Genomic DNA, 18,619 nt, shown 5'->3' with positions numbered 1-18,619 from the left:
GGTCGCCCCCGGAGTTTGTCCATGACTGCCCTGACCCGCCTCGCCGTCGCTGCCGCCATCGCCCTGGGGGCCTGCTCGCAGGGAGAGCCCGCCGGTGCCCAGCCGCCCGTGGTCCAGTCGGGCCCCGACAGCGGCCGGCGCGAGGTGGCGGTCTTCGCGGGCGGTTGTTTCTGGTCGGTCGAATCCAACTTCGAGCACATGCCGGGCGTCGTCTCGGCCGTCTCGGGGTATGCGGGGGGGCGGTCCGCCAACCCGACCTATGAGGCGGTGTCGCGCGGCAACGATCACGTCGAGGCGGTGCAGGTGACCTATGATCCCGCCCGCATCTCCTATCGCCAGCTGGTCGACCGGTTCTGGCGCACCATCGATCCGACGGATGCCAACGGCCAGTTCTGCGACACCGGGCCAGCCTATGCCACCGCCGTCTTCGCCACGGCGGCGCAACGCCCGGTGGCCGAGGCGTCCCGCGCCGCGGCGGTCGCGGTGATCGGTGCGCGGCGCTTCACGACGCCCGTGCGCGCGGCCGGCCGGTTCTGGCCTGCCGAGGCCTACCATCAGGACTTCGCGCGTCTGAACCCGGTGCGTTACGGTGGCTACACCCGCTTCTGCGGGCGGGCGGCCCGGCTCCGGGCGGTCTGGGGCAGCTGAGCCCTGCGACCCGTGGCCACTGTGGCGCCCGTGTCACCCCTGTGCCTTGTCATGCGTCTGTCATATTAGTGTCGTCCGACGGTTCGCTTTGCGCCTTAGATCGGGCTGGATTTCGACGGGCCCGTGCCCGGTCGACCATAGGGCGCGTTCGCCCGAACTGTGGGGATACAGACACAATGACGAACCGCTCCCGGGCGTTCTGGGCCAGCACGGCCCTTCTGACGTCGCTCGCGATGTCCAGCGCCGTCTATGCGCAGGAAACCACGTCGGCCGTCCGCGGCACGGTCGTGTCGGCCGACGGCTCGCCGGTCGCCGGCAGCCAGGTCACGCTGACGCACCTGCCTTCGGGCACGACGCTGAGCACCGTCACCGACGGCACCGGCACCTTCACCGCCCGTGGCCTGCGCCCGGGTGGCCCGTACCTGGTCGAGGCGACCTCGGACGCGGGTAACGGCACCCTGGAAGACATCAGCCTCCAGGTCGCCGAAACGACCCCGCTCACCCTCTATGTCGGCGCCGGCAGCGCCGTCGACGACGTCGTCGTGGTCGGTATCCGCGACGTGACCGCGGACAACACCGGCGTGACCTCGGTCCTCGACCGTGAAGGCGTCCAGAGCGTCGTGTCCGTCAACCGCGACATCCGTGACCTCGCCCGCCGCAACATCCTCGTGTCGCAGAACACGCGTGGCGACGGTGGCATCTCGATCGCCGGCTCCAACCCGCGCACCAACCGCATCACCATCGACGGGACCCAGGCCCAGGACGACTTCGGTCTGAACACCGGCGGCACGCCGACCCGCCGCGGCCCCGTCTCGCTGGACGCCATCGAACAGTTCAGCGTCAGCGCTGTTCCGGTCGACGTCGAGAACGGCGACTTCTCCGGCGGCGCGCTGGACGTGGTCCTGCGGTCGGGCGGAAACGATTTCCACGGCTCGGCCTTCGTCAACTATCTGAACGACGGCCTGGTCGGAACCACGATCCGCAGCGTCGACGTGCCGTCCGCGATCACCCAGACCAACTACGGCTTCTTCTTCTCCGGCCCGCTGTGGCGCGATCGTCTGTTCTTCGCGAGCTCCTACGAGCTCTATGAGACGGTCGACCAGACGTCGACCGGACCGACCGGCGGCGGTTTTGCCAACGACATCAACGGCATCACCCAGGCCGACCTCGACGGCTTCGTCAATCAGTTCAACACCGTCTATGCGTCCGACTTCGAGGTCGGCGGCATCACCCGCACCAAGCCCATCACGGACGAGAAATACACCGGCAAGCTGGACTGGAACATCACGGACAGCCAGCGTCTGTCGCTGACCTACCGTCACGCCGAATCCGGCCTGATCCAGCGCACCAACCTGTCCCGGACCTCGGCGGGCTTCGACTCGCAATGGTACCTCACGGGCGAGGACGACACCGCCTATGCGGCGGAACTGAACTCGCAGTGGACCGACAACTTCTCCACCCAGCTCCGCGTTACCTTCCGTGAATACGAGCGCCTGCAGCAGCCGCCGTCGGGTCAGGAATTCTCCGACATCACGGTGTGCTCCGATGCCACCCGCACCGTGACGTCCAATGCGATCACGGGCTGCGGATCCAACTCGGTCTTCCGCTTCGGCCCCGACTCGAACCGCCACGCCAACTTCCTGGCCACCGACAACCTGCAGATCCAGGCGAAGGGCGAATACGCGCTCGGCGACAACCTGTTCAAGTTCGGCTACCAGAGCCAGGCCGTCTCGGTGTTCAACATCTTCGTGCCGAACAGCGACGGAACCTACTACTTCGACTCGCGCGCCGATTTCGCCGCCGGTCAGGCCAGCCGCCTGATCTATACCAACTCGATCACGGGCAATGCGGAAGACGCGGCCGCCGACTTCGAATACACCGTCCACTCGGTCTTCGGTCAGGACACGCTGCAGCTGTTCGACAACCTGAGCGTCCAGGCCGGTGCCCGCTACGACTGGTACCGCAGCGACACGGAAGTGGCGTTCAACCAGAACTTCTTCAACCGCAACGGCTTCAGCAACCAGCAGACCTACGACGGGTTCAGCCTGCTGATGCCGCGGGCCTCGTTCAAGTGGGAGGCCACCGACTGGCTGACCGTCAACGGCGGCCTGGGTCTGTTCTCGGGCGGCCTGCCGGACGTGATCCTGTCGAACTCGTACAGCAACACGGGCGTCCTCACCTCGGGGATCCAGATCGAGCGGAACCCGGACGGAACCTTCCGTGAAACGACCGGCGTCGCGGGCTTCACCCAGGCGATCGGCGCGGCGGCTCTGAACATCAACGTCGCGGACCCCCGCTTCGGCTATGACATCCCTGCGGCGGTCCAGGCCCTGCAGGCTGGCGCTGTGGCTTCGCCGACCTCGGAAGTGAATGCGCTCGCGCCGAACTTCGAGCTGCCGTCCGACTGGAAATACTTCCTGACGACCACGGTCGAGCTGCCGGAAGGCTGGTCGAACCTGGGCCGCTTCGGTGACCAGGCGCTCGACAACTGGCGGGTCAGCCTCGACGTCGTCTACACCGACGTGAACAAGGGCCTGTCCTTCCGCGACTTCCGCGCCCAGCCTCTGCTGGTCAACGGCGTCCAGCAGTTCACGCCGGACGGCCGCATCCGTTATGACGGCATTCTCGGCACCACGGTCCAGCGGAACGCCTTCGGCATCACCTCGACCAACCCCGGCTCGAACCGCGACATCGTCGCGTTCAACACCACGGAAGGCGAAAGCTACAGCGTCGGCGTCAGCGCGGAACGCAGCTTCTTCGACGGCGATCTGGATGTCCTGGTCGGCTATGCCCGCTCCAACATCGAAGATCGTGTCTCGGGTGCCCGGTTCGGCTCCACCGCCAGCTCGCTCTACGGAACCGGTGCCTCGCGCCTCGATCCGAACGAAGAAGCCTTCGGCACCGCCTTCGAGGAGGTCTCGAACCGCTACAAGGCCGAGTTCAACTACACGCACGACTTCTTCGACGGCCTGCAGACGCGCTTCAATCTGTTCGGGGAAATCCGCGACGGTCGTCCGATCAGCTTCACGATGGGCGACAACGCCGCATCGCGCAGCCCGACGTTCGGCGTGAACCGCGGCAGCCAGCTGCTGTACGTGCCGGACTTCGCCAACGACGCGAATCCCAACGACCTGAATGTCGGCTTCGTCACCTTCGCCGACGCCGCGACCCGGGATCGCTTCCGGACCCTCGTCGATACCTTCGGTCTGGAATACGGGAAGATCGTCGAGAAGGGCGAAGGCTCTGACGACCAGCCGGAGACCTACCAGATCGATCTGCAGTTCAGCCAGGAACTGCCGGCCTTCTGGCTGCCGGGCAAGTTCCGCTTCGTGGCCGACGTCCAGAACCTGGCCAACCTGCTGAACGACGAGTGGGGCATCGTTGAGGAGTTCGGCGACACGCTGAACCTCATCAACGCCCAGTGCGCCGACGCTGCCGGTGTGGTCCAGAGCGGAGCGGGCAACCCCGTCTGCTCCACCTACCGCTACTCGAGCGCCAGCACGACGGCGGACATCAAGAACCGCGACAACGCCGGCAAGTCCTTCTGGGCGATCCAGCTGGGCCTGCGTTACGAGTTCTAGGCCACGTCGCTTCACGGCGATCACGACGACAGGGAGGCGGTCCGGCGACGGGCCGCCTCCTTTCGTTTGGGGCATCGCTGTTGAACCGGGGGGCGGGGATGGCTATCTGGCCCGCCTGCCCATCGTCTTCGGGTTCGCCGTTCGTCTGAAAGGGCTTTCGCCTCCATGTCCCTGTCCCCGATCCCCGCCGAATGGTCGCCCCACCGGGCCATGTGGGTCGGCTGGCCCAGCCATGCGGAGCTGTGGGAAGACAATCTCGAACCCGCCCAGGCCGAGGTCGAGGCCCTTGTGCGGGCCCTGGCCGGACCCGGCCGGGAGGTGGTGAAGCTGATGGTGGGCAACGATGAAGCCCTCGCCGACGCCTGCGCCCGGTTCGACGGCGTGGCGAACGTCGAGGTCGTGGCCGGCCGCTTCGGCGACATCTGGCTGCGGGACACCGGCCCGATCTTCGGCGAGGCATCGCAGCGGGCCGCCGCCTTCCGCTTCAACGGCTGGGGTGGGAAATACGACCTGCCTCACGACGACACGGTGGCGACCCAGGTCGGGGCCGCAACGGGCGTTGCCCTGGACCGGAACGACTTCGTGCTGGAGGGCGGCGCGCTGGATCACGACGGGGCGGGCACGATCCTGACCACGCGACAGTGCCTGCTGAACCCCAACCGAAACGCCGACTGGACTGAAACGGCGGCCGAAGACGCGCTGGCCGGATCTCTGGGCGCGCGCAAGGTCATCTGGCTGGGCGACGGCCTGCTCAACGACCACACCGACGGCCACGTCGACAATCTGGCCCGCTTCGTCGCGCCCGGCGTCGTCGCCTTGCCTATGGCCTATGGCCGCAACGATCCGAACGACGACGTCTTCGACGCCGCCGCTGCCGCGATCTCGGCCGCGACCGATGCCGACGGTCGCGCGCTGAAGCTGCTGCGTCTGCCGTCGCCCGGCTTCATCGGTGACGAGGACGAGCGCCCGGTCCCGGCCAGTCACATGAACTTCCTGATCGCCAACGGCGCGGTCATCGTGCCAACCTATGGCAACGACACCGCCGCGCGTCTGGCCTGCGAGGGCCTGGCGACCGTCTTCCCGGACCGCGAGATCATCCCGCTGCCGTCGACCGCCATCCTGTCGGGCGGCGGATCCTTCCACTGCATCACCCAGCAGGAGCCTGCCTGATGGCCCGCACGATCAGCGTCGCCGCGCTCCAGTCCGCCTATGGCGAGGACATGGCCGCCAACATCGCCCGCACGGCCGACCTCGTCCGCGGGGCGGCCGGCAAGGGGGCGCAGGTCATCCTGCCGTCCGAGCTGTTCCAGGGCCCGTATTTCTGCGTCTCGCAGGAGGAGAAGTGGTTCGGCACGGCCTACGCCTGGCGCGAGCACCCGGCCGTGATCGCCATGGCTGATCTGGCGAAAGAACTGGGCGTCGCCATCCCCGTCTCGATCTTCGAGCGCGAGGGGCCGCACTATTTCAACTCCATCGTCATGCTCGACGCCGACGGCTCGGCCATGGGGGTCTACCGCAAGAGCCACATCCCCGACGGCCCCGGCTATCAGGAGAAATACTATTTCCGGCCGGGGGATACGGGCTTCAAGGTCTGGGACACCCGGTTCGGGCGGATCGGCGTCGGCATCTGCTGGGACCAGTGGTACCCCGAGACCGCCCGCGCCATGATGCTGATGGGTGCCGAGATCCTGATGTATCCGACCGCCATCGGATCGGAGCCCCACGACAAGGAACTGGACACGGCCGATCCGTGGCGGCGCGCCATGCAGGGCCATGCCGTGTCCAACGTGGTGCCTGTCGTCGGGGCCAACCGGACGGGCCGCGAGCATGTGACCGAGGCGGGCCAGCTGTTCTACGGCTCGTCCTTCATCGCCGACCATCGCGGCGATCTGGTCGAGAGCTTCGGGCGCGACGACCAGGGCGTTCTGGTCCACACCTTCGACCTCGACTACATCGACCGCCACCGGGCCGCCTGGGGCTTCTTCCGCGATCGCCGCACGGACCTGTACAGCGCACTGGCCGCGCCCCGGCCGGCCTAGGCCCCTAGAACGGCCGCCAGCCGAAGCGGATGACGTTGCGCTCGACGACGTTCCGCTCGGCGTGGTCTGCGTCGTCGACGCTGGATCCGAAAGCCCAGCCGGTGTCCGCAGCGCAATAGCGTCTGCGGCCCTCGCGCGACCCCACCACCACGGCGTTGGGCCACAGCCAGCGCACGCCGGTGAAGGTGTTGCCCGTTATGACGTTGTCCGACGGCGTCTGGTGGCGGATGACCCCGTCCTCGCCGCAGTTGCGATACAGGAACACCCCGCCGCGCCCGCCCAGGGCAAAGGTGTTGTGCTCGATCCGGTTGCGCGCCGCGCCGTCCACCGCGATCTGCTCGCGGCCGGTGCGGATGCTGAAGGTCACACCGCGAATGACGTTCCCGGCGCTCTCGGCGTCCAGGTAGACGGCTGTAGAGACCGAACGGCCGGACACCCGCGATGCCTCGAACGTCAGGTCCGTCACGCCGGGCCCGACATAGAGCGGGATCGAGCCGGTCGCCACGAGGGTCAGATTGGTCAGGCGAATGCGCGTGGGCGCCGCCGCCTGGGTGGTCGCGGTGTGGTCAGCCGTCCGCGACGAGGCCCTGATCGGTTCCAGGTCCCCGCCGGCCCCCAGGCCTCGCACACGGATATTGCCGTGGACGATGCAATCCCTGAGCGTGACGTCGGTCGGCCGGCTCCAGCCGGTCGGCGTCGATACCGACTGGATCAGCACGGTCGGTGCGTCGACGCTGGAGGCCACGCCGGGTCGCCCGATCTGCGCGCCGTTGCAGGCGATCCCGGCGCCGGCCGATGCCGCCCCCTCGAACACCACCCGGCTTTTGACCGTCTGGCCGGCCGTCAGGGTGGCCCGACAGGCCAGCACGATCGGCGCGGGCGCGTCGGAAGTCAGGGCGGCGATCTCGTCGCCGGTACAGGCTCTCGCCTCGACGACGGGAGGGGCGATCTGGTCCATCCCCGGGGTCAGGGCAGGGGCGCGGCCAGGGCCAGCCGTTCCGCGGCGCAGGCGGGGCTGCTCAGGCCGGCCGCGCGGGCGCGGTCCAGATCGGCGCGGGCTGCGGCCATCGACGCCTGATAGCCGGGATCGGCAGCCTCGGCCCGGACCACGGCCTCGCCCAGCACCCTGCCGGCCTCGACATCCGACGGATAGTGCATGCCACAGACCAGGCGGCTGATGCCGATCTGGCGACCCATCTCACGGGCCTCGGCCGCGCGATCCGGGGCCAGGGCGGCGATGACCTCGCCATAGGCCGCGCCCACCGATGCGCTGCCGGAAGGGTAGGAGGCGCTGGCCCGTCCCGCCGCGGACACGACCTGGCAGGACCGCCGATCGGGGTCGTCGCCGACCGGTCGGGCCCGGAACGCGCGCGCCTTGCCCAGTTCGGCGGCGGCATTGGCGTCGATGAGCACGCGGTCCAGCAGGGCGATCAGCGACGGTGCCTGCTCCGGCGTCAATCGTGTCCCGAGCAGGCAATCGAAATGGGAGATGGCGATGGTCGGCCGCAGTTCGGCGTGGCGGATGGCCAGGGTCCAGCGATCGGTGTCTTCCAGCGCCCGCATCCGCTGCGATCCCGCCGCGTCCGCCAGGGCGGCGGGCGATCCCTCGACGGGCGGCGGCGGCACGGCATCGACCAGGGCCTGCAGCACGGTCGCATCCAGAAAGCCGGTGGGCGTCGTGGCCGTCGCCTGCATCGCCGACGGTGCCTGTGCCGCGCAGGCCCCGGCGAGACCGCCGAGCGCGACGACGGCAGCGACGGCGAGCCGCTTCACCCGCCCGCGCTCCAGCTCAGCTGCACGGACGTCTGCCCGCCCTCGATCGGCGATGCGACGACCTGCAGGTTGGCCCCCGCGTCCGCCTTGGCGGCACCATACGACCGCGCCTCGCCCATATTCATGGCCATGACGGACGACAGACCGGCCGCCTCGGCCCGCGTCCGGTAGAATTCGACGATGGTCGCCGGGTCCGCGTCGGTGCGGAAGGCGACGAGGCCCCCAGGGCCGGCGGCGCTGGTCGCGACGGTGGCCGGCGCATCGATCTCTCCGCCCGGATAGAGAACGGCAAAGGAGGGCGCGCCCTCGACGATCGGCTGGGCCGGGGTGGCCGAGGCCGCGCCGACGTCGGTCGCCACCGTGCCGGACGGGGCGGTCGGGACGGAAGAGGATGTCGCTGTGGGCTCGACCGCAGGCGCGGAATCGGCCGCTGTCCTCTCGCAGGCCGACAGTCCGGCTGCGCCCGCCATCAGCGCGGCCGCTACAATACGCTTCATCCCGGATCGTCCTGAAAAGACTTTTTCGTTGCCGTTACCGTGGCCTATCGGTGCGGCGACAGCAAGGCGATCAGACCTTGGCGTCGTTGGCCTCATCGTCGCGCTCAGCCTCCGCGCGGCCTTCTTCCGCCATGGCGCGGTCCACGGCCTCCTGGTCCGGATCGTCGTCCGAACCGCTCGCAGCCCCGCCTTCCAGCGATCCCGCGCGGGTGTCCGAACCCATGCCGCTGCCGGACAACGCCTCGATCAGGGCGTCCGGCGTCCGGCCCAGATCGGGCAGCTCGCCCGACTCTTCGGCCTCGATGGCTTCGCGGGTGGTGGGGGTCTTGTCGGTCATGGGGTGGATCTCCTTTGACCCTGTCGAAAGGCCTCGCAGACCGGGCGGTTCCTGGCGTTCCAAAAGATATATCTCAAGACTCTTGCTTTCGATCTTCAAAGATATATCTTTGCGGCATGAACAAGAGACAAGGACACCCCATGTTTGGATTCAACGAAGACACCGGCGGCCTTCACGGCCGTCACGAGCATCACGGCCGCCACCGTTGTGGCCCCGCCGGCGAGGGTCGCGGTCCGCGCGGCGAAGGTCGCGGTGCGGCCTGGGCGGCCATGGGCCGCGGGTTCGGGTCCGGCCGCGAGGGCGAGGGACGGGGACCCGGGCGGGGGCGGCGCATGTTCGGCCCCGGCGACCTGCGCCTGGTTCTGCTGGCGCTGATCGAGCAGGAGCCCCGCCACGGCTACGACCTGATCAAGGCCATCGAGACGGCCTTTGGCGGCGGCTATGCCCCGTCGCCCGGCGTGGTCTATCCGACCCTGTCGCTGCTGGCGGACGAAGGCCTGATCGCCGGCGTCGAGGATACCAGCGGCAAGCGGATTTTCACGCTGACCCCAGCCGGTCAGACCTGGCTGGACGAGAATCGCACCGCCGTCGACGGCGTCATGCAGCGCATGGCCCTGGCGGCCCGGCTGGTCTCGGGCGAACAGACGCCGGAGGTGGTCCGCGAGGCTTTCCACACCCTGCGTCACGCCGTGCAGATGAAGCCGGGCAACTGGAGCGAAGCCGAGACCGCCCGGGTGGTCGAGGCCCTGATGAGGGCGGTCCGCGACATCAGCGAAGGCTAGGACCGGGTCAAAAAAGAAGGGGCCGCGATCGCTCGCGGCCCCTTTGTCTGTCTGCGCTGTCGCCGCGGCTTTTGAAGCCGCTGCGGGTGCTCGGCCTTACTTGCCGAACAGCTTGGCCCAGCGGCGCTTGTCGCGGTTCTTCCACGCCCCGCGGTGATAGGCGTCCGAGCCGATCAGGGGCACGACCGTGGTCGCCTCGGCGAAGACCATCTGTTCGTGGGTGGTCTGCACCTTGCCCCACGAGGCGGCCTCCTTCAGCGTCGAGGACGAGCAGGCCCCGTCACGCACGTCGGCGACGGTGATCTGGACCGCATAGCGGTGCATCTCGGCCTCGATGCCGAGAATCTCGGCGCAGACGACGGTGTCCTGGGCGAAGTTCTTGGGCACGCCGCCGCCGACCATGAACAGGCCCGTGACGCCCGCCGCGATCTTGATGTCGGTCAGTTCGCGGAAGTCGGCGACCGCGTCGATCATGAGGTAGGGCTTGCCCGCCGCGATCCGCTCCTTCTGGTGCTTCACCAGACCGAAGCCGGCCGAGGAGTCGACGAAGGCCGGGCAGAAGATCGGCACGCCCTCTTCATAGGCGGTCTGGATCAGCGAGCCGGGCTTCTTGGCGTTCCCTTCGGACAGCCACTTGCCCATTTCCCAGATGAACTCGCGGCTGGAATAGGCGCGGGGCTCCAGGGCGTTGCAGATCTCCAGGATCGTGTGATCGCAGTTCTGAAGCTCTTCCTCGTCGATATAGGTGTCGTAGATCCGGTCGATGTAGTTGTCGCGCAGGACGTTGTCGTCCACCTCGCCGGCGGCCTGATAGTGTTTGAAGCCGAGGGCCTCGAAGAAATCCATGTCGACGATCGAGGCGCCGGTGGCGACGATCGCGTCGATCATGCCGAACTTCACCATGTCGCGGTACACGTGCATGCAGCCGCCGGCCGAGGTCGAGCCGGCCAGGATCAGCCACGGCGAGCAATCCTTGTCCTCGATCGCCATGGAGAAGATGTCGGCGGCGCGGGCCGTATCGCGCGAGCTGAAGGACATCTTGCGCATGGCGTCGACGATGGGCCGGGCGTCGAAGGACGTGATGTCGATGTGCTCGACGACGTTCTGGAGCAGTTCGGCCTTGGTGTTGGTCTGAACGGGAGCGTTCATTGCAAGGGTTTCCCTTTGGTTTGAGCGCCCGTCGTGAACAGAAGCAGCGGCCCGGACGGAGCGACGGGCCGCTGCTGATTAGAACGTCAAAGTGACGATTTTAGCGCCGCGCCTTCTTGCGCTGGCCGGCCTTGCCCTTCGGACGCGACAGCCGGACGACCTTGCGGGCCTGCTCTTCCGCCGTGGTGCGCACGGTCGGGATGGAGCGGGGCGCGAGGCCATACAGCGACGCCATCGGGGCATCCTCGACCGCGGCGAGATCGTGCTCGCCATAGCCGTTGAAGCCCGTCGACATGGCCACGCCATAGGCACCCAGCATGCCGATCTCGATGAAGTCGCCTTCACGGATGTCGGCCGGCAGCCAGAACGGACCGGGCATGTGGTCGATCGAATCGCAGGTCGGTCCGTAGAACTGGAACGGCTTGAGATCGCTCGACGCGTCGCCGTCCCGGACCAGCTTGGTCGGGAAGGGCCAGCGCGAGTGCGTGGCGTCGAACAGCGAGCCATAGGACCCGTCGTTCAAATACAGGGCGTCGCCCTTGCGCAGATCGACGCGGGCCAGGATCGACGAGGATTCGGCGACCAGGGCCCGGCCGGGCTCGCACCACAGCTCGGTCGTTTCCGACACGGGCATCTCGTTGAAGCCGCGATGGATGGCGTCGGCGTATTCGCTCATGTCCGGCGGGACCATGCCCGGGTAGACCGAGGGGAAGCCGCCGCCGATGTCGACGATGTCAACGATCACGCCGGCGCGGGTGATGGCGCGACCGACCTGGGCCATGGCGGCCTGATAGGCGGTCGGACGCATGCACTGCGAACCCACATGGAAGCAGACGCCCATCAGCCCGTCCTTGACCGCCCGGCGCGTGGCCAGCAGCAGGGAGGGGGCCTGATCGGTCGAGACGCCGAACTTGCCGGACAGCGAATAGGCCGCGCCGTCGGCCGAAACCGCCATGCGCACGAGCAGGTTCAGATCGTTCGCGCCGCCGGTGGCGTCGAGAATCTTCTGAAGCTCGTCCTCGCAGTCGAGGGAGAAGGTGCGGACGCCGTGATCGAAATACGCCTTGGTGATTGCGGACCGGCTCTTCACCGGATGCATGAACGCCAGGCGCACGTCGGTGCTGACCGAGCGGACCAGCTCGATTTCGGCAAGCGATGCGACATCAAATCCGGTCACGCCAGCCTCGACCAGGGTCTCGATGACCCAGCGCGAGGGATTGGCCTTCACGGCATAGAAGACGTCAGCCTTGAGATTATCCTGGAACCAGCGCGCCGCTACGGAAACCGAACGCGGCCGCACGAGTGCGACTGGACGTTCAGGGGACCGCTCGCGGACCAGGTCCAGGGGAAATTGATACGTGCGCAATTCACGTAAACCCCTGTAATTTGTTAAACCCAGACCGGCGTTAGCAGCGCAACGTTAGACCTACGGGGTCCGCCGGAAGCAGCGCATGTAGGGTCACGTGACTGTCATGTAAAGCGGTTTTTTCAAGGCGCAGCGGACGACGGTTGCGACATTATCCGCGCCCGGACGGCTTGCGACTGCTCCGTCTTGAACCGCCTGTGCGGGTAACCGTTACGGTGGGCGAAAGCTGCGCGTGGGGGAATTATAGATGAACCGTTGGCTGTTCTGGTGGCGCACGCTCGCACGGCAACTCTGGGTGCGGGCCAGCCTCTACGCGGTCACCGGGGCGGCCGCCGCCCTGATCGGCGTACTGGCAGCCCCGTGGGTGCCGAAGGAGGTGGCAGAACGGTTGGGCGGAGAGTCGGTCAGTTCAATCCTGACCATTCTGGCATCCAGTCTTCTGGGCGTGGCCACCTTTTCTGTGGGAGCCATGGTCACGGCCTACACAGCGGTGTCTCAGGCAGCGACACCGCGCGCCTCCGCCCTGGTGACCAGCGATGCCGAGGTCCAGAAGGCTTTGGCGACCTTCGTCGGGGCCTTCCTCTATGCGATCGTCGCCGTCACCGCGATCAATGCCAACTACTATGGTCAGGAGGGACGCGCGATCCTGTTCCTGTTCAGCCTGGGCGTGGTCTGCCTCGTCGCATTCCGCCTGTTGGCCTGGATCAACCGGCTCTCCAGCCTGGCGCGGGTCGGCCATGTAATCGACCTGGCTGAAATCCAAGCGCGAGCGGCGCTGAAGGAGCGGCGCAAATCGCCGTGGCTGGGCGGGCGCCAAGGGCATATAGACGCCCGCTTCATGATCCTGGCCGAAGAGACCGGCTATGTTCAGAACGTCGATCCCGCGCGCCTGCAGTCTGAGGCCGAAGGGCAGGACTGCCAGGTCGAGATCCTCGCCGCCCCCGGGGCCTATGTGCGAGCTGGAGATGCGATCGCGGCCATCAGCAATCTGGAGTGCGACACAAAGGGACGGGACAGGTTCCGCACGGCCTTCGCCATTGGCGGTCATCGCTCGTTTGACCAGGATCCCCGTTTCGGTCTGATCGTGCTGGGCGAGATTGCAGCCCGCGCCCTGTCGCCGGGTGTCAATGATCCCGGCACGGCCATCCAGGTTTTGGCGGCGGCTGTTCGGACTCTGGACGAATGGGCCGCCCTGTCAAATGAAGCGCCGCAGGAGGTGCGGCATTCCCGGCTCTGGGGCGCGGGCGTTGAGGAGGACGATCTGGTCACCGATGTTTTCGGTCCCATCGCCCGCTACGGCGCGGGTGACGTTGCGGTCGCGACGCGGCTCCAAAAGATGTTGGCCAAGCTGGCGCGGGACGGAGGTCCCCTGGGAGTCGCTGCCCGACGACAGGCCGATCAGGCCCTGGAACGCGCGCGACTGGCCTTGGTGCTGCCGGACGATATTCGAGTGGTCGAACAGGCGAACACGTGGCACTGAATCGTCGAGCTCGCCCGTTGCGCTTTACGCCGCCTCCGCCCGCGTGGCATTAAGACTTGCCGGACCGCGTCACTCGCGGCATTCGGCGCCTGTTTCACAGCCGCCGTCAGCGAGTTCATGAGTTCATCCGCCGTCAGCCCCGCGCCCGGCCTCGTAATGGTCCGCGACGTGTCCAAGACCTTCGGTGCCCGCAAGGCGCTGGACGGAGTCAGCGTGTCCGTCGCGGCCGGAGAGATGGTCGCCCTGATCGGTCCGTCCGGATCGGGCAAGTCGACCCTGCTGCGTTCCATAACCGGCATGCAGTCGATCGATTCCGGCCAGGGCCAGATCGACGTCTTCGGCGTCTGCGTCCAGAAGAACGGCCGCACGACCGGTGCCGTCCGGGCCGCGCGCCAGAAGGTCGGCATGATCTTCCAGCAGTTCAATCTGGTCGGCCGCCTGAGCCTGTTCTCCAATGTCATGCTGGGGGCCCTGGGGCGCCTGCCCGCATGGAAGGGGGCCTTCGGGGCCTGGCCCACCGCCGACAAGGACAAGGCCATGGCCGCGCTTCACCGCGTCGGCGTCTCTGACTATGCCGCCCAGCGCGCCAACACCCTGTCGGGTGGCCAACAGCAGCGCGGGGCCATCGCCCGGGCGCTGGTGCAGGGCGCGAAGGGCATCCTCGCCGACGAACCGGTGGCGTCGCTCGATCCCGTGTCCGCCCGCAAGGTGATGGAGCTGCTGGTCGAGCTGAACCGGCGCGACGGCCTGGGCGTGATCGTGACCCTGCACCAGGTCGACTACGCCATCCGCTACTGCGACCGGGTGATCGCGCTGAAGGCCGGCAAGGTCGTCTACGACGGGCCCTCGACGGGCCTCGACACCCCGACCCTTATCGACATCTACGGTCCCGAGTTCGAGGACGCGTTCTGGGAAACCAAGGCATGAGCATCGCCCGTATCACCCGTCGTTTCGGGATCATTGCCGCCTCTGCCGCCGTGCTCGGCCTGTCGGCGTGCGGCAACGGTGACGACGCCAAATCGGGCGCCGCGCCCACGGAAATCGACTTCGCCATCCTGTCGGCCGAGAGCCAGGCTTCGGCGGGCCCCCTTTGGCAGCCGCTGCTCGACGACATGTCCAAGGCCATCGGGGTGCCGGTGAAACCCTTTTTCGGCTCCAACTATACCGTCCTGGTCGAGGCCATGAAGGGCAACCAGACCCAGGTCGCCTGGCTCTCCGCCAAGCCCGCCGTCGAGGCCATCGACCGCGCCGACGCCGAGGTCATCGCCCGCACGGTCAACAAGGAAGGGGCCGACAGCTACCGCTCCACCCTGGTCGTCAAGACCGGCTCGGGCATCACCCTGGACCAGGTCCTGGCCTGCGGAAAACGGTTCGATTTCGGCATCGGCGACGCGCAATCGACGTCGGGCACCCTGGCCCCCATGGCCTTCCTGTTCAACGCCCGGACCCCGCCCATCGACCCGTCGGTGTGTTTCAAGACGGTGCGCTCCGCCAACCACCAGGCCAACGCCTTCGCCGTCGCGACGGGCGTCGTGGACGTGGCGACCTCCAACACCGTCAACACCGTCTTCCTGACGCGCGAGAATCCGCAGATCGCCGCCCAGATCCAGGAGATCTGGCAATCCCCGCCGATCCCGGAATCGGGCATCGTCCTGCGCTCCGACCTCGATCCTGCGATCAAGGAGAAGATCCGCAGCTTCTTCCTGACCTATGGCCAGGGCACCGGCGTCGAGGCCGATCGCCAGCGTCAGGTTCTGGCCGGGCTTGAATATTCCCAGTTCCGCGCCGCCGATAACAGCTACCTGAACCCCGTCCGCGAGATGGTCGCCGACCAGCAGCTGTCCGAGGCGCGCAAGGAGGGCGATGCGGCGGGTGTCGCGGCGGCCCAGGCCGAACTGCAGCGCCTGCGCTCGCTGCGCGAGGTCCAGCCTTGAGCATCGCGTCCGACGGCACGATCCCCAAGGCACCGTCCAAGTCCGCCGGTGCCTGGGCTCTGGATATCCTCGTCTGGGGCGGCGTTGCGGCCGTCCTGATCTACAGCATCGGCGACGTCGATCTGGGCAACCTCGGCCGGCTGTTCGAGAACCCTGAAAACACCCGCGTTTTCGCGGCCCAGCTGCTGAACCCGGACTTCACCGACTGGAAGATCTTCGTCGAGAAGATGTGGGAGACCGTCCAGATCGCGCTGTGGGGGACCTTCCTAGCCGTCTTCGCGGCGGTGCCGATGGGCCTGGCGGCCGCGCGGAACGTCTCGCCGGGCTGGGTGGTCACGCCCGTGCGCCTGCTGATGAACCTGCTGCGCTCCATCCCCGACCTCGTCATCGGCCTGCTGTTCGTCGTGGCCGTCGGTCTGGGGCCGCTGCCGGGCGTCCTCGCCATCGCGCTCAACACCTCCGGCGTCCTGGCCAAGCTGTTCTCCGAAGCGGTCGAGTCCATCGACAAGGGTCCGGTCGAGGGCGTCCGCGCCACCGGCGGCACGGGCCTGCACGAGATCGTCTGGGGCATCATCCCCCAGGTCGCGCCGCTGTGGACCTCGTTCGCCCTCTACCGGTTCGAGTCCAACAGCCGCTCGGCCACGGTGCTGGGTCTGATCGGGGCGGGCGGGATCGGCCAGGTCCTGTTCGACCGGATGAACGGCTTCGCCTACCGCGACGTGTCGGCCATCGTCATCGTCGTGGTCATCGCCGTGACGCTGATCGACATGCTGTCACAGGCCATGCGCAAACGTCTGCTTTAAGCGTCGCAGACTCGTCGCCCCGAAAGACTGTGCTGATGCCCGCCTCCCTGCCTCGCCGCCTGTCCGTCGCCGCAACCGCCGTCATGGCGCTGTCCCTCGCCGCCTGTGGCCAGGGCGGACCCCGGACCGCGCGCGACGGCATCTGGGCGGCGGGATCGTCGACGGTCTTCCCGTTCGCGACCCGGGTCGCCGAGAATTTCGCACGCAACAACCCCGACGCCTCGCCGCCTCGCGTCGAATCGCTGGGCACCGGCGGCGGCATCCAGGCCTTCTGCCAGGGCGTCGGCCCCTCGACCCCGGACATCGCCAACGCCTCGCGTCCGATGAAGAAGTCCGAGTTCGAAAAATGCGCCGAGAACGGCGTGACCGAGATCGTCGAGCTGAAGATCGGCTATGACGGGATCGTCGTGGCCACCTCGCGCACGGGCAACAGCTTCAACTTCGAACTGAACGACCTGTACGAGGGCCTCGCCAAGGAGGTCCCCGGCCCGAACGGCACCTTCGTCCTGAACCCTGCCCGCACCTGGAACCAGGTCAATTCCGGCCTGCCCAACCAGCGCATCCAGGTCTACGGCCCGCCGCCCACCTCGGGCACCCGCGACGCCTTCCTCGAGCTCGGCATGACGCCCGGGGCCAAGCTGGTGCCCGCCGCCGCCGTCGTCGCGGCCCAGGACCCCGACCGCTTCGAGGGCTTGGCCCATACGGTGCGCGAGGACGGAAGCTGGATCGACTCGGGCGAGAACGACAACGCCATCCTCCAGACCCTGACCCGCACGCCGGGATCCCTGGGCGTGTTCGGCTTTTCCTTCCTCGAGCAGAACCTCGACACGGTGAAGGCCGAGACCATCGACGGCGTCTATCCGACCGCCGAGGCCATCGCCAACGGCACCTATCCTCTGGCGCGCAGCCTCTTCATCTATGTGAAGAAGGCCCACGTCGGCGTGACGCCTGGTCTCCAGGAGTTCCTGATCGAGTTCACGTCGGAGGCTGCGGTGGGGCAGGGCGGCTATCTGCAGGATCGCGGTCTGGTGCCCCTGCCCGAGCCGGAACTGGTCGCCCAGCGCGGCATCGCCACGATGCTCACACCCATGGCGCGCCCGGAAAAATAGGGTTCAGGCCGCCGCGCGTCTGCGGACCCGTGCGATCCGCCTCAGCCGCCGCCAGAAGCGGCCGCGCTGGGGCTCCGGATAGGGCTCGAGGTTTTCGACGAACTGCTCGGCCGATGCACGCCAGCTGAAGGTCTCGGCATAGGCGCGCACGACCGCGCGGTCGCACTCCAGGGCCTTCATGCAGGCGGTCTTCAGGTCCTCGTCGATCGCTCCCGCGTTCGATCCCGGGATCAGGTCGATCGGTCCATGCGCCGGATAGGCGGCGACGGGCGTGCCGGTTGCCATGGCCTCCAGGATCACCAGGCCGAAGGTGTCGGTCCAGGAGGGGAAGACGAAGACGTCCGCGTCCCGGAAACAGCGCGCCAGCTCCTCGCCGAACCGCGCCCCCAGAAACTTCGCCTCCGGGTATCGCGTCTCCAGGTCGGCACGGGCAGGGCCGTCGCCGACGACGATCTTGGTCCCCGGCAGGTCGGTCTCCAGGAACGCCTCGATGTTCTTCTCGACGGCGACGCGGCCCACGTTCAGCCAGAACGGACGTGGCCAGTCCTTGCCCCCCAGGCTGTCGAAGATCTGCTCCAGGTCGGGCCGGAACTGTTCGGTGTCGACGCCCCGGGTCCAGGGCGAGATGTTCTTGAAGCCATGCTCTTCCAACTCGGCCTTCAGGGTCGGGGTGGCGACCATCAGCCGCCCCGACGGCTTGTGGAACCACTTCATATAGGCGTAGCCGACCTGCACCGGCACCGGGAAGCGCGCGGAGATATATTCAGGGAATTTCGTATGATAGCTGGTGGTGAAGGGCAGCTTCCACTCCACGCAGATGCGCCGCGTGGCGATGCCGATCGGGCCCTCGGTGGCGATGTGGACCGCTTCCGGCTCGATCGCCCGCAGCCGCTCGCGGATCTCTTCCTCGGCGCCCAGGGCCAGCCGGATCTCCGGATAGGTCGGGGCCGGAATGGTGCGGAACTGGCTGGGTTCGATGACCTCGACCTCGTGGCCCATGGCCCGGCACTCGGCCACGGTCCGGGTCAGGGTGCGGACGACGCCGTTGACCTGGGGCTCCCAGGCGTCAGTGGCCAGAACGATGCGCATGGGTGGGCGGTGGCTCGTGCCGATGGACAAGG

The 18,619-nt window shown here is 67.7% G+C and carries 17 protein-coding genes; 10 read left to right on the top strand and 7 right to left on the bottom strand.

All coding sequences use genetic code 11. The features are described from left to right. The first annotated feature begins 21 nt into the window (after window positions 1–21). The 4 genes from msrA to aguB all read left to right on the top strand — a co-directional run bounded on the left by msrA (window position 22) and on the right by aguB (window position 6,268). Window positions 22–648 carry a peptide-methionine (S)-S-oxide reductase MsrA gene (gene msrA, locus BRESU_RS16275; RefSeq protein WP_013270667.1) on the top strand — a complete coding sequence of 209 codons (627 nt, stop codon included), beginning with the start codon at window positions 22–24 and terminating at the stop codon, window positions 646–648. 176 nt (window positions 649–824) lie between these two features. After that, window positions 825–4,229 (top strand): TonB-dependent receptor, encoded by a 3,405-nt coding sequence (locus BRESU_RS16270; RefSeq protein WP_013270666.1) that lies wholly within the window; start codon window positions 825–827, stop codon window positions 4,227–4,229. Window positions 4,230–4,394: 165 nt separating this feature from the next. After that, the gene (locus BRESU_RS16265; RefSeq protein WP_013270665.1) at window positions 4,395–5,399 is read left to right on the top strand and encodes an agmatine deiminase family protein; all 1,005 of its coding nucleotides are present in this window, start codon (window positions 4,395–4,397) and stop codon (window positions 5,397–5,399) included. Beyond that, complete coding sequence (gene aguB / locus BRESU_RS16260) at window positions 5,399–6,268, top strand: N-carbamoylputrescine amidase (protein ID WP_013270664.1); 870 nt, start codon at window positions 5,399–5,401, stop codon at window positions 6,266–6,268. The genes BRESU_RS16265 and aguB overlap by 1 nt, the downstream gene beginning before the upstream one ends. A gap of 4 nt (window positions 6,269–6,272) precedes the next feature. Here aguB and BRESU_RS16255 read toward each other — a convergent pair whose 3' ends face one another. The 4 genes from BRESU_RS16255 to BRESU_RS16240 form a co-directional block, all read right to left on the bottom strand. Beyond that, complete coding sequence (locus BRESU_RS16255) at window positions 6,273–7,226, bottom strand: right-handed parallel beta-helix repeat-containing protein (protein WP_013270663.1); 954 nt, start codon at window positions 7,224–7,226, stop codon at window positions 6,273–6,275. An 8-nt stretch (window positions 7,227–7,234) separates the two neighbouring features. Beyond that, the gene (locus BRESU_RS16250; RefSeq protein ID WP_013270662.1) at window positions 7,235–8,041 is read right to left on the bottom strand and encodes a phosphatase PAP2 family protein; all 807 of its coding nucleotides are present in this window, start codon (window positions 8,039–8,041) and stop codon (window positions 7,235–7,237) included. Further along, complete coding sequence (locus BRESU_RS16245) at window positions 8,038–8,538, bottom strand: hypothetical protein (RefSeq protein ID WP_013270661.1); 501 nt, start codon at window positions 8,536–8,538, stop codon at window positions 8,038–8,040. The genes BRESU_RS16250 and BRESU_RS16245 overlap by 4 nt, the downstream gene beginning before the upstream one ends. A 70-nt stretch (window positions 8,539–8,608) precedes the next feature. After that, a complete protein-coding gene (locus BRESU_RS16240) occupies window positions 8,609–8,875 on the bottom strand; it encodes a hypothetical protein (protein WP_013270660.1) in 267 nt (88 codons plus the stop codon). Window positions 8,876–9,015: 140 nt separating this feature from the next. Between BRESU_RS16240 and BRESU_RS16235 the strand changes: the two genes are divergently transcribed. Beyond that, complete coding sequence (locus tag BRESU_RS16235) at window positions 9,016–9,657, top strand: PadR family transcriptional regulator (RefSeq protein ID WP_013270659.1); 642 nt, start codon at window positions 9,016–9,018, stop codon at window positions 9,655–9,657. A gap of 96 nt (window positions 9,658–9,753) precedes the next feature. On the opposite strand, the gene BRESU_RS16230 is transcribed toward BRESU_RS16235, so the two are convergent. Then, window positions 9,754–10,806, bottom strand: coding sequence for a 1,9-bis(guanidino)-5-aza-nonane synthase (locus tag BRESU_RS16230; RefSeq protein ID WP_013270658.1), 1,053 nt, complete (start codon window positions 10,804–10,806; stop codon window positions 9,754–9,756). 100 nt (window positions 10,807–10,906) lie between these two features. Next, entirely contained in the window at window positions 10,907–12,172 is a 1,266-nt protein-coding gene (locus tag BRESU_RS16225; RefSeq protein ID WP_013270657.1) for a type III PLP-dependent enzyme, read from the bottom strand. A gap of 247 nt (window positions 12,173–12,419) precedes the next feature. On the opposite strand from BRESU_RS16225, the gene BRESU_RS16220 reads away from it, so the two are divergent. The 5 genes from BRESU_RS16220 to BRESU_RS16200 all read left to right on the top strand — a co-directional run bounded on the left by BRESU_RS16220 (window position 12,420) and on the right by BRESU_RS16200 (window position 17,498). Next, the gene (locus tag BRESU_RS16220) at window positions 12,420–13,652 is read left to right on the top strand and encodes a DUF2254 domain-containing protein (protein ID WP_013270656.1); all 1,233 of its coding nucleotides are present in this window, start codon (window positions 12,420–12,422) and stop codon (window positions 13,650–13,652) included. A 117-nt stretch (window positions 13,653–13,769) separates the two neighbouring features. Beyond that, window positions 13,770–14,579, top strand: coding sequence for a phosphonate ABC transporter ATP-binding protein (gene phnC, locus BRESU_RS16215; protein ID WP_041761726.1), 810 nt, complete (start codon window positions 13,770–13,772; stop codon window positions 14,577–14,579). Next, the gene (phnD, locus tag BRESU_RS16210; protein ID WP_013270654.1) at window positions 14,576–15,586 is read left to right on the top strand and encodes a phosphate/phosphite/phosphonate ABC transporter substrate-binding protein; all 1,011 of its coding nucleotides are present in this window, start codon (window positions 14,576–14,578) and stop codon (window positions 15,584–15,586) included. Before phnC ends, phnD begins: the two co-directional genes overlap by 4 nt. Continuing rightward, a complete protein-coding gene (phnE, locus tag BRESU_RS16205; protein ID WP_013270653.1) occupies window positions 15,583–16,389 on the top strand; it encodes a phosphonate ABC transporter, permease protein PhnE in 807 nt (268 codons plus the stop codon). The genes phnD and phnE overlap by 4 nt, the downstream gene beginning before the upstream one ends. A gap of 35 nt (window positions 16,390–16,424) precedes the next feature. Then, window positions 16,425–17,498 (top strand): substrate-binding domain-containing protein, encoded by a 1,074-nt coding sequence (locus tag BRESU_RS16200; protein WP_013270652.1) that lies wholly within the window; start codon window positions 16,425–16,427, stop codon window positions 17,496–17,498. 3 nt (window positions 17,499–17,501) lie between these two features. Here the strand turns inward: BRESU_RS16200 and BRESU_RS16195 are convergent, their stop codons facing one another. Continuing rightward, complete coding sequence (locus tag BRESU_RS16195; RefSeq protein WP_013270651.1) at window positions 17,502–18,587, bottom strand: glycosyltransferase family 4 protein; 1,086 nt, start codon at window positions 18,585–18,587, stop codon at window positions 17,502–17,504. Window positions 18,588–18,619: the final 32 nt, after the last annotated feature.

Source organism: Brevundimonas subvibrioides ATCC 15264, from assembly GCF_000144605.1.
Lineage (GTDB): Bacteria > Pseudomonadota > Alphaproteobacteria > Caulobacterales > Caulobacteraceae > Brevundimonas > Brevundimonas subvibrioides.
Note: the sequence above shows the minus strand (reverse complement) of the source record. Positions and strands in the feature narration are given on the sequence as shown.